Genomic DNA, 10,881 nt, shown 5'->3' with positions numbered 1-10,881 from the left:
AGCGTGAGGTAGGGCGCGGTCGCCGCGACGGCCGTCCAGGCCGCGGCGGTCCTGCTCGCGGCGACGGGATCGGCCTACGTCCTGCGCCGGTACCGGCCGGTGCTCAGGCCCCGCGCACGAGGCGCCTGAACCCCTGCCCCACCACCGGCCGCCCCGGCTTCAGGCTCGGGGCGATCTCGCCGTGCGCCAGGCCGGGTTCACGCGGCAGCGAGCGGAGCCGGCCCTGGAAGCCCTCGCCGAGCCGCTGAACGCAACCGGCCACCGGCTCCACCGTCCCCAACCCGGCGACGGCCTCCCCGCCTCCGTCCCCACCCACCACTCCCCCCCACGACGCCCCGGCGCCCGAGCCCACCATCCAGACCGGCGTCACCTCCCTGCCGGCCGCCGCCGCCCACTGGCTCCGCCGGCCCGCCGGGTGAGGCCCGCACCGGTCGGCCCGCTCCTGCTTCGAACGTGCGCTGTCGCGACACCGCCCGGGCGCGGAGGTCACATCCGGGCGGGCGGCCCGGTCGTAGTTTCGGATCCGCCCGGCCCGTTTCCGGTCCGGCGTCCCGAGACCCCGACACCCCGACAGGGAGCACCCGGTGAAAACCGCGAACGCCACGTCCAGCACCGAACCCGCCGCCACCTCTCCGCACGGCGGCGGCCAGCCGCTGCTGCACCAGAAGGGCGCCGAGACCCAGGCGTTCGGCACGCTCAAGCAGGTGCCGATCGGGCTCGGCCACGACACCCGCATGTACGCCTGCCAGCGGCTCAACCACGTCCTCGCCGACACCCAGATGCTCCACGCCCTCTACAAGAAGCACCACTGGCTCATGCGCGGGGCGACGTTCTACTCGCTCCACGTCATGCTGGACAAGCACGCGGAGGCGCAGCTGGCCATCGTGGACGCGCTGGCCGAGCGGGTCCAGAGCCTGGGCGGCGTCGCCGTCGGCGACCCGCGCCACGCCGCGGAGCTGACGTCCGTCCCCCGGCCGCCGGACGGCGTCGAGCCGGTCCCCGTCATGCTGTCGCGGCTCCTCGACGCGCACGAGCGGATCCTGATCGACGCGCGGGACGCCGCCGCCAGGATCTCCGCGGAGGGCGACGAGGGCAGCACCGACCTGCTGGTCTCGCAGGTCATCCGCACCGGTGAGGCGCAGGCGTGGTTCCTGGCCGAGCACCTGGTGGACACCCCCCTGGTGCGGAGCTGACCCAGCCCCCCGACCCCGGCCCGATCACCGAACGAGAGAGCAGCACCATGACCACAGCCTCCCCCGACCCGTCCCCGACCCGCCGTTTCGAACCGGATCTCCGGTCGATCACCCGCATCAACCTGCGCCCCATGGCCTCCCCCATGCCGCTGGGCTTCTTCACGGTGGCGATCGCCTCCGTGATGACGGCGTGCCTGCAGCTCGGCGTCCTCGGCCCCGAGGCGCGCGGCGCCGTCGCCCTGTGCGTGCTGCCCGCCTTCGCCCTGCAGTTCCTGGTGAGCATCCTGTGCTTCGGCGCCCGGGACGTGATCGCGGCGACGCTGATGGGCGTCTTCGCCGGCAGCTGGCTGGCCTACGCGCTGGTCATGCTCAGCGGCGCGCCCGAGGGCCTGCGGGTGCTCGGCGTGTTCAACCTGGCGTTCCTCTGCTTCGGCGCGCTGATGACCGCCATCACCCGGCCCAAGCGCGCGCTCTGGCTGGTCCTGGCGGTCTCCCTGCCCCGCTGGGCGGCCACCGGGCTGTCGGGCCTCACCGGCGCCGAGTGGCTCACCCGCACCTCCGGCGCCCTCGGGCTGCTGGTGGCGCTGGTCGCGGGGTACGCGGCCTTCGCCCTGCTGCTGGAGGACATGCGCAGCGAGGAGGTGCTGCCCATCGGCCGCAGCGGCCCGGCCCGGGCGGCCGTCGACGGCGACCTGTCCGTCCAGCTGCGCAACCTGGAACGGCAGGCGGGCGTGCGCCGCACGCTCTGAGCGCCGGTGGCGCCCCGCCGGTCGGAGGTGGAGCAGGCCGTACGCGCCCTGCTGCGCGGAGTCGCCGTCGGCTGCCCGAAGCCCGTGGAGATCGGCCACCGGAAGGACGGGGACCCGCGGATCCCCCTCCGGCACGTGTGAGGCCGGACCTCCCGGAACCACCGCCGCCGGCGGGGCACCAGGCACCGCCGGACCGGGCGCGACCGCCGGCGGCGGCGGTCAGGACCGGTTGCGGAGTTCCTTCTTGTCGACCTTTCCCAGGGCGGTGAGGGGAAGGGCGTCGGCGAGGTGGAGCCGCTTGGGTGCCCAGAGGGCGCCCCTGCGGGCGCGGACGTGGTCGGTCAGTTCGGCGGGGGTGGCGTGTCGTCCGGGGTGCAGCACGACGGTGGCGGTGACGGCTTCGCCCCAGTGCGGGTCGGGTGTGCCGTACACGGCGACGGCGGCGACGGCCGGGTGGGTGGCGAGGACGTCCTCGACCTCGCGCGGATAGACGTTGAAGCCGCCGGTGATGATGGTGTCCTTGATCCGGTCGATGATCGTGATCAGGCCGGTGCCGTCCCGGCGGGCGACGTCGCCGGTGTGCAGCCAGCCTCCTTCGAGTGCCGCCGCGGTCTGCTCGGGCTTGTTCCAGTAGCCGTCCATCACGAGCGGCCCGCGGGCGCACAGTTCGCCGGGCTCGCCGTCCGGCACGTCCCGGCCGTGCGGGTCGAGCAGGGCGATCTCCACGCCGGGCACCGGCCGGCCGCAACTGCCCAGGACGCCCGGGTCGTCGCGGTGTTCGGCCGGGTCCAGGACGGTGAGCGCGTTGGGTGCCTCGGCCTGGCCGTAGTGCTGGCTGAGCACGGGGCCGAGGAGGCGGTGCGCCTCGGCGAGCCGGGCGGGGTCGGCGGGCGCGGCGCCGTACAGGACCCAGGTCAGCCCCGACAGGTCGGCGGTGGCGAGCCGGGGGTGGTCGAGCAGGGCGTAGAGCATGGTGGGGACGACGAACGTGGCGCTCACCCCGTCGTGCTCGATCGCGTCGAGGACGCGGCCGGGGTCGAAGGACGAGTGCAGCTCGAAGCTCGCGCCGCGCAGCAGGCCCGGGGCGACGAGGAGGCCGGCGGCGTGCGACATGGGGGTGGTGATCAGGAAGTGGGTGTCCGGCGGCCAGGCCCAGGTGGCGCCGGCCCAGGCGTTGGCGAGCAGGGAGCGGTCACGCAGCATCACGCCCTTGGGCTCCCCGGTCGTCCCGCCAGTGTAGAAGAGGTACAGGGCGGGGCCGCGCGGGTCGCCGGGGCCGGGCGCCGTGTCGGCGGCGAGGCTGTCGAGTTCGGTGAGGGAGAGCGCCTGGACGCCCTCGGGGTGGGCGCGGGAGGCGAAGCGGGTGTCGTCCACGACCAGGCGGTCGGAGGCGCTGTCGCGCAGGACGGTCCGGTCGGTGTCGGCGGTGGCCAGCGGGTGCAGGGCGGTGTAGCGCAGTCCGGCCAGGCAGGCGGCGGCCATGACGGTGAACGCCCTCGGGTCCGGGCCGCACAGCAGGGCGATCCCGTCGCCGGGCGCCAGGCCCCGGCGCCCGAACGCGGCCGCGGTGCGTTCGATCCGTTCCGCGGTCTCGCCGTAGGTCCAGGTGTGCTTCGCCCCGTCGTCGTCGGTGAACCGGAAGGCGGTGCGTTCGGGCCGTCGGCGCAGCGCGGACAGGATCAGGTCGGCGTAACCGGGTCTCATCGCGTTCTCCCCAGGACGGTCACGGCGGCCACCGCCTCCTCGGTTCCGTAGAGGCCGCCGCCGTTCTCGGCGACGGCGATGCGCGCGCCGGGGACCTGGCGTCCGCCGGCCCGGCCGCGCAGTTGGGTGACCAGTTCGAAGACCTGCGCGAGTCCGGTGGCGGAGACCGGGTGGCCGCGCGATTCGAGTCCGCCGGACGGGTTCACCGGGAGGGAGCCGCCGAGTGCGCCCGCGCCGGAGGCCGACCAGGGGCCGCCGTCGCCGATCGGGCAGAAGCCCAGGTTCTCCACCTGCTGGATCTCGCCGAAGGCGGTGGCGTCGTGGACCTCCGCCACGTCGACGTCCTGCGGTCCGACGCCGGCCCGCTCGTAGGCGGCGAGCGCGGCCCGGCGGCCGATGTGCCGCCCGGCGTCGTCCGCCGCCCGGTCGGTTCCCGACAGCAGGACGCTGCCGAGGACCGCGACGGCCGATTCGTCGTGGGGCAGGCCGGCCCTGGTCACGACGACGGCGGCGGCGCCGTCGCTGACCGGTGAGCACATCGGCACCGTCAGCGGCCAGGCCACCCGACGCGCCGCCAGGACCTGCTCCGCGGTGAACGGCTTGCGGAAGTGGGCCCGGGGGTTGTGGACGGAGTGGGCGTGGTTCTTCGCCGAGACCGCGGCCAGCTGGGCCTCGGTGGTGCCGAAGCGCTGCATGTGGGCGCGGGCCAGGGAGGCGTAGATCTCCATGAACACGGACCGGTCGCCCTCGGGGACGGCCAGTTCGGGCGGCAGGGGCTCGGACAGGGCGGCAAGTGCGGCGAGGGTCTCCTCGCGGTGGGCGACGTCCATGGCGCCGTCGAACACCGCCAGCCCCTGGGCGGGGTCGGCGCACACCAGTTTGTCCACGCCGACCGCCAGGGCGACGTCCGACAGACCCGCCCGGACGTGCGCGATCGCCAGCCACAGGGCGGTGGCACCGCCGGCGCAGGCGTTCTCCACGTTCACCACGGGCACGCCGGCGAATCCGTGCGGGCGCAGGGCGACCTGGCCGGGGATCATGTGCTGGCCGTCGATCGCCTTCTGGCTGACCGTGGCGTGGAAGACGGCGCCGACGTCGGCGGGAGTGAGCCCGGCGTCGCGCAGCGCTTCGTGGGCGGCCTGTCCGGCGAGGTCGCCGGCGGTGCGGTCGAGGTGGCGGCCGAAGGGGGTGGCGCCGACGCCGAGGATCAGTGCTTCGCGGTTCATGCCACCACCCGGTTGCGCAGGACGCCGAGGCCGGAGACTTCGAGTTCCACGGTGTCGCCGGGTTCCAGGAAGCGGCCGTGCTCCAGCCCGCAGCCGGTGGGCACGGTGCCCGAGCCGAGGACCTCTCCGGCGTGCAGCCGGGTCGACCGGGAGGCGAAGGCGATCATGTCGGCGAAGGTGTGGTGCATGCCGGCGGTGGTGCCGCGGCTGACCTCCTCGCCGTTGACGCGGGCGGTCATGGTGAGCCGGTAGGGGTCGCCGACCTCGTCGGCGGTGGTGATCCAGGGGCCGAGGACGTTGGAGTCCGCGAAGTCCTTGCTCTTGCTCAGGCCCAGGCCGGTGGCGATCTCCTCCAGCTGGGTGTCGCGGGCGCTGAAGTCGTTGAAGATCGTGTAGCCGAAGACGTGCGAGGGGGCCTCCGCGGCCGTGATGTCCGTACCGCCGCGGCCGAGTACGCAGGCGAACTCCAGCTCGTAGTCCCGCACCGAGGAGTAGGCGGGCCAGGTGATGTCGCTGTCGTGGCCGGTCACCGAGAGCCGGTTGGTGAAGTAGTACAGCGGGCGTTCGAGCATGACGGCGGGCAGTTCGACCTGCTCGGCCGGGATGCCCTGGATCCGGGCCCGGGCGTTGCGGAAGTGGTCCATGAAGCCGCCGAAGTCCCGGATCTGCACGGGCCTGGGCAGCGGGGCGAGCCAGCGCACCTCGGAGGCGGCGACGACGGCCTCGGCCGGCTCCCGCGCGGCGAGCCGGTCGAGGATCCGCCGCACGGGATCGCCGCCGTCGATGATCAGCTGCATGGTGGCCAGCGCGGGCGCGTGCTCGCCGGTCGTCAGGTGGTGGGCGCGCTCAAGCAGCAGCAGGCGTTCGCCCTGGCCGAGGACGAGCGCGGTCCGTTCGGCGCGCTCGTGCTCCACGGTTGCGAGTTTCACGGTCGGTTCCCCTTCTCGGGAGGGACGGGAAGCGGGGTCGGGGTCAGACGAAGGCCACGACGCGGGCCGGTGCGGCGCTCGCGCGGGCGAGCTTGATCGGGAAGAACGCCACCCGGAACCCCGACGGGGGCAGCGCGGCGAGGTTGGTCAGCTGCTGGACGATGAAGACCTCCCGCTCGCGGCCGGCCCGGTGGCCGTCCCACAGCACGGAGTTGTCACCGCTCTCGCGGAACCTGCGGGCCATCACGGAGAAGCTCAGGTCCCAGCCGCCGGCATCGGTGCCGAGCACCTTGGCCCCGAGGTCGGCGAGGAACAGGGTCGACTCCCGGCTCATCCCCGGGTAGCGGAAGAACTCGGGGTCGGACAGCCCGTACCGCTCCTGGCCGGTGCGCAGCAGGACCGCTCCCCCGGCCGGGACCGGGGCGCCGTTGTCGGCGAGGGCGGCCTCCAGCGCCTCGACGGTGATCGGGGCGTCGAGCTCGCAGCGCCCCCGCAGGTCCAGCACGAGCGCCTCGCACCACAGCTCGTCCAGGGCGATGTCGGTGATGGTGCGGGCCGGGCGGCCCTCGCAGGTCGAGCCGTAGTGCAGCGGGGCGTCGACATGGGTGCCGAGGTGGGAGTTGAAGTCGGTCAGCAGTTCCGCGCCCCAGCCCTCGCCGTCCGGCAGGTCCTCGACGCCGCAGTGCATGGCGGCGGCGAACTGCTCCCGCCCCTCGCCGGCCGGGTGGGCGTAGGCCACGGAGGGCGCGACCACCGAGGCGAGGGGGCGCAGCTGTTCGGGGAGCAGTTCGCGGTCGGCGGGGTCCAGCGTCCGGGTCAGGTCGATCAGTTCCATGACGGATCCTCCTCGGTTATTGGACGGTCAGCATAGAACTGGACGGTTAACATAGGCAAGGTCCGGCCGCCTCGGAACCGCCGGGACGGCATGGCAGAATCGGCCCTCGTCAGGCGGCCGCAGACATCGGGAAGGACATCGCGTGGGCGCGACCCGCAAGCAGGAGATCTCCGCCGAGACCCGGCGCCGGCTGGTGGCCGCCGCCTGGGAGCTCGCCGCCGAGGGCGGGGCCGCCGCGGCGTCCGTCCAGGCCGTGGCGGAGCGCTCCGGCATCAGCCGGGGCTCCGTGGCCTGGCACTTCGGCTCCAAGGACGGACTGCTGAAGGCCGTGGTCGAGGAAGCGTTCCGGTGGGGTACCGGGTTCATGCGCGAACGTCTCGCCGCCGGTCCGCGGACCGGGGTCGGGGCGCTGATCGAGGCGAACTTCGCGCTGATGTCCCGCCCCGAGTCGCACATCTTCTCGACGCTCCTGATCGAGGCCGTGAGCCGCGAATCGCCCCTGCGCGCGACCTACGCCGAGGAGTACGCCAAGATCCGCGACCTGTACGCCGACCACCTGCGCGCGGCGGACACGCACGTCACCGACCCGGACGCCGTCGCGGCGGCCCTGCTCGGCGGCACCCTGGGCATCAACATCCAGCACCGCCTGGACCCGGGCCTGGACCGCCGGCGGGCCGTGACGGCGATGGCGGGCATCTACACCGACGCGCTCTCCGGCTCCGGGCCGGCCTCCTCCGCCGGCGCCTGAGCCGCAGCCGTCACCCGGCCTCGCGACCGCCGAGGCGGCCGCCGGGCCGCCGTGACCACCCGGCCACCGCTGGAAGCACGGAAGGGCCGGCGGGAACACCCGCCGGCCCTTCCGTCCCGTCCTGGCTAGCCCCGCCGACGGCGTCGAGCGGGCGCCCCCGCGGCCCAGAAGCCCACCGCGATGAGGGCGAAGGCGGCGAGCGGAATGCCCTGGGTGGCCAGGTAGGTCCACCGCTCCGCGTGCGTCCAGCCGGAGGGGGCGTAGCCCTCGCCGAACCAGTCCGCGCCCAGCCCGGGGGCGATCAGCTGGACCGTGGCGAAGGCGATCAGCAGGGTCAGCAGCACGGACACGGCGGTGGGGAAGGGCGTGCGGTACGGCCGCTCGACCTGCGGGAACCTGCGCCGCAGGACGGGCAGCGCGGGGAAGATGCCGAGGTAGCTGACCAGTGTCGTGGAGACGGCCAACGAGAGCACCGCGCCGAAGAGTTTGCCGGCGTCCCCGCCCGTGAGCTCGTGGGCGGGGATGAGTACGCCGGTGGCGACCAGCCCGCTGAGCAGGTTGACCCGGACGGGCGTGCCGAACCTCGTCGATATCACGCCGAGCGCCCGCGGCGCGGCTCCGTCGTATCCGGAGACGGCCAGGGCCCGGTCGGTGCCCATCAGCCAGGCCACGCCGGAGGAGAACAGGGTCAGCATGAACAGCACCGCGGTGAGACCGCCGAGGACCAGTCCGCCCCCGCTCAGGACGACCGTCCCGTCCCCCTCGATCCGGCCGCCGTAGACGGTGAACACCTGGCGGATGGCGTCGAGGAAGCCATGGAGGCCGGTGACGGCCTCGGTCGGCAGGACGAGCAGGATGCCCAGGATCGGCACCGTGTAGAGCAGGACGCTGAGCGCGCCGCCGCGGAGGATGGCGAAGGGGACGTCCCGCTGCGGGTCGTGCATCTCGTCGCCGGCGCTGTTGGGCAGCTCGAAGCCGACGAAGTTGAACATCAGCACCGGCACCAGGCCGATGAAGCCGGCCCAGCTGGGGGCGAAGTCCGAGGCGCCGAAGCCGTGCAGGCCGTGCTTGGCCGCGTACACCAGCACGGTGGCGGTGAACAGGGTGAGCAGCAGCAGGCGGGCCCAACCCCCCAGGATGGGAATCCACTTGCCGAGGTTGAAGGAGAGGATCGCGGTGAACACGCCGAGCCATATGAAGCACAGCGCGAAGGCGTAGAAGCCGGCCGTGCCCAGCGGCCTGCCGTCGCGGAAGAACGTGGTGAAGGCGGTCAGGGCGGAGACGGAGAGCGTGCCACCGATCCAGACCGGGGTGGTCACCCAGTACATGAAGTTGTTCAGCGCTCCGGCCAGGTGGCCGAAGGCGAGCCGCACCCAGAGGTAGGGGCCGCCCTCCTGCGGGAAGGCCGTGCCCAGCTCCGCGCAGAGCGCGGCGGAGGGGACGAAGAACACCACCGCCAGCAGCACCATCCAGCTGAAGGCCTCGGCGCCGTGCGCCGCGACGGTGCCGATGGTGTCCAGGCCGACGATGGTGCAGAGCAGGAAGAAGAGGATGTCGAAGCGGCCGAAGTGCTTCCGGAGCTTGCGCCGTTCGAGCTCGGAGTCGGGGGCGCGGCCGGCCGGATCGGCGACCGGTGCGGCGAGCGGGCCTGAGAGGGGGTCTGAGAGGTCGTCCACGCCGGAGAATGCTGCACACTTCGGCGGATCGCCACAACAGGGCGTGAGGATTTCCTTTCCATTCGCCGACGGACCGGAGATCCTTCGACGCCACCCCCCCGGAAGGCACCTTACCTACTGCGCGAGTGACGCCCCGTCAGCCCATCAACTCCCTTTTGTGTACAGGTTATTGACCTGCCCTCAACACTGTGGCGACACTGGACCGCCAAGCCCGGCAAGTCTTCGGTGACGCATCAGGGAGCCTCTCGCGTGAAGGTCAACCTGTACTACGCCCCCTTCCCTTCCCAGGTCTTCAGGGGGTGCGACGAACCCATCAACACCGAGCGGCCGCTGAATCCGAAGAGCGCCCTGCCGACGCTGGCCAGCGGGCTGAGGATGTTCTCGGACACCATGGGCTTCGACTGCGACATCGAGATCGTCGACATGCAGCTCGGGGGCCAGCGCATCCACTACAAGACCATCCCGTACGGCCCGCACCAGATGGACTGCTTCCGCTACGGCTCGCCCTTCGAGGACTACATCGAGAAGATCAGGGAAGCCGACATCCACGGGCTGACCTGCAACTTCACCAACAGCGCCCAGATCACCGCGGACCTCGCCCGGTTCATCAAGAGCGTCAACCCGAAGGCCTTCGTGGTGGCGGGCGGGGTCGACCCCACCGCCCGCCCGTACTACTACCTGGAGCGCGGCGTCGACCTGGTGGTCCAGGGCGAGGGCGAGTGGGTCTTCTCCAAGGTGGTGCAGGCCTACGCCAACGGCGGGGACTACAGCGCGATACCCAACACCGCCACCCGCGACCGGATCGCCCCCAAGGTCGACATGTCGCACCTCCTCGACATGAACAACCTCCCGCCGATGGCCCTGGACCTGGTCGGCGACCTGTCGCTCTACACCGACACCGCCGAGGGCCCGCCGCCGGAGGGCGTCGGCTCGAACTTCATCTGCTGGGAGACCTCCCGCGGCTGCGCGTGGCGCTGCTCCTTCTGCACCGCGCCCTCGCGCGGCAAGTACCGGTACATGTCGCCGGGCGCCGTGGAGCAGCACCTCAAGTACTTCCGGGAGCTGGGCATCCGGACCATCGTCTGGCAGGAGGACAACCCGCTCTCCCGCATCCAGCAGAACGGCACCGGGCGCTTCCTCTACGACAGCGGCCGCGAGGAACTGCTGGAGGTCTTCCGGATGATCCGCGATTACGGCTTCGCCTGGGAGTTCGCGAACGGCATCGAATTCGGCAAGTTCAGCCAGAACGGGCGGTTCGACCACGAGCTGGCCGAGGCGCTGCTGGGCAACGACAAGTCGGCGGACGGCTGGACCGGCTGCTACCGGGTGCAGATCCCGCTGGACAACATGAACATCGCCAAGAGCCGCTTCCCCAAGCTGCTCGGCTTCGACGAGCAGGTCGACATCCTGGCCACCATGCTCACCGACTACGGGATCGGCCACCAGACCTACGACCTGTTCATCGGCTACCCGGAGCAGGACGCGGCCGCGGTGGACCTGTTCAACGAGTACTGCCTGCGCATCAAGGACGAGCTGGGCACCCTGGGCGGCAGCGCCTACCAGCCGTACTTCAACGTCTTCAACCTCTCGCTCCTGCCGGGCGCGCGCGACTACACCACGCTGCGCAAGCTCCTGGCCTTCGACGTGGACGAGAACCCCGAGGTGATCGGGATCTTCCTGTCCGCGATCAACACCCCGCACTTCAGCTACTGGGACGTCTACCGGAAGCGGCTGGAGATGACGAACTCCCTCAACGACCGCGAGATGCACCGGCTCTACGACGGCATCTACGCCGGGTCGAACGCGGCGGGGGTGTGACGA

Annotated in this window: 9 protein-coding genes; 4 read left to right on the top strand and 5 right to left on the bottom strand. The window is 72.4% G+C overall.

Annotation, left to right across the window (positions count from 1 at the left end):
- The first annotated feature begins 584 nt into the window (after nucleotides 1-584).
- Both ABD308_RS30715 and ABD308_RS30710 read left to right on the top strand, forming a co-directional pair.
- Nucleotides 585-1,193, top strand: a complete 609-nt coding sequence (locus ABD308_RS30715; RefSeq protein ID WP_344342279.1) for a Dps family protein — start codon at nucleotides 585-587, stop codon at nucleotides 1,191-1,193.
- 47 nt (nucleotides 1,194-1,240) lie between these two features.
- The gene (locus ABD308_RS30710; RefSeq protein ID WP_344342276.1) at nucleotides 1,241-1,942 is read left to right on the top strand and encodes a GPR1/FUN34/YaaH family transporter; all 702 of its coding nucleotides are present in this window, start codon (nucleotides 1,241-1,243) and stop codon (nucleotides 1,940-1,942) included.
- 219 nt (nucleotides 1,943-2,161) lie between these two features.
- Here ABD308_RS30710 and ABD308_RS30705 read toward each other — a convergent pair whose 3' ends face one another.
- Genes ABD308_RS30705 through ABD308_RS30690 form a run of 4 tightly spaced genes read right to left on the bottom strand, consistent with a single transcriptional unit; the run spans nucleotide 2,162 to nucleotide 6,636 of the window.
- Nucleotides 2,162-3,646, bottom strand: a complete 1,485-nt coding sequence (locus ABD308_RS30705; protein WP_344342269.1) for an AMP-binding protein — start codon at nucleotides 3,644-3,646, stop codon at nucleotides 2,162-2,164.
- Complete coding sequence (locus ABD308_RS30700; RefSeq protein WP_344342265.1) at nucleotides 3,643-4,872, bottom strand: thiolase family protein; 1,230 nt, start codon at nucleotides 4,870-4,872, stop codon at nucleotides 3,643-3,645. Before ABD308_RS30700 ends, ABD308_RS30705 begins: the two co-directional genes overlap by 4 nt.
- On the bottom strand, nucleotides 4,869-5,801 hold the full coding sequence (locus ABD308_RS30695; protein ID WP_344342262.1) for a fumarylacetoacetate hydrolase family protein: 933 nt from the start codon (nucleotides 5,799-5,801) through the stop codon (nucleotides 4,869-4,871). The genes ABD308_RS30700 and ABD308_RS30695 overlap by 4 nt, the downstream gene beginning before the upstream one ends.
- A 43-nt stretch (nucleotides 5,802-5,844) precedes the next feature.
- Nucleotides 5,845-6,636, bottom strand: coding sequence for a cyclase family protein (locus tag ABD308_RS30690; protein ID WP_344342259.1), 792 nt, complete (start codon nucleotides 6,634-6,636; stop codon nucleotides 5,845-5,847).
- Between the two features lie 142 nt (nucleotides 6,637-6,778).
- On the opposite strand from ABD308_RS30690, the gene ABD308_RS30685 reads away from it, so the two are divergent.
- A complete protein-coding gene (locus tag ABD308_RS30685) occupies nucleotides 6,779-7,384 on the top strand; it encodes a TetR/AcrR family transcriptional regulator (RefSeq protein ID WP_344342255.1) in 606 nt (201 codons plus the stop codon).
- A 125-nt stretch (nucleotides 7,385-7,509) separates the two neighbouring features.
- Here ABD308_RS30685 and ABD308_RS30680 read toward each other — a convergent pair whose 3' ends face one another.
- The gene (locus tag ABD308_RS30680; RefSeq protein ID WP_344342252.1) at nucleotides 7,510-9,060 is read right to left on the bottom strand and encodes an APC family permease; all 1,551 of its coding nucleotides are present in this window, start codon (nucleotides 9,058-9,060) and stop codon (nucleotides 7,510-7,512) included.
- Nucleotides 9,061-9,309: 249 nt separating this feature from the next.
- Between ABD308_RS30680 and ABD308_RS30675 the strand changes: the two genes are divergently transcribed.
- Nucleotides 9,310-10,878 carry a B12-binding domain-containing radical SAM protein gene (locus tag ABD308_RS30675; protein ID WP_344342248.1) on the top strand — a complete coding sequence of 523 codons (1,569 nt, stop codon included), beginning with the start codon at nucleotides 9,310-9,312 and terminating at the stop codon, nucleotides 10,876-10,878.
- Nucleotides 10,879-10,881: the final 3 nt, after the last annotated feature.

This window comes from Kitasatospora putterlickiae, assembly GCF_039527695.1.
GTDB classification, from domain to species: domain Bacteria; phylum Actinomycetota; class Actinomycetes; order Streptomycetales; family Streptomycetaceae; genus Kitasatospora; species Kitasatospora putterlickiae.
The sequence above is the reverse complement of the archived record's forward strand: the minus strand, read 5'-3'. Positions and strand labels throughout refer to the sequence as shown.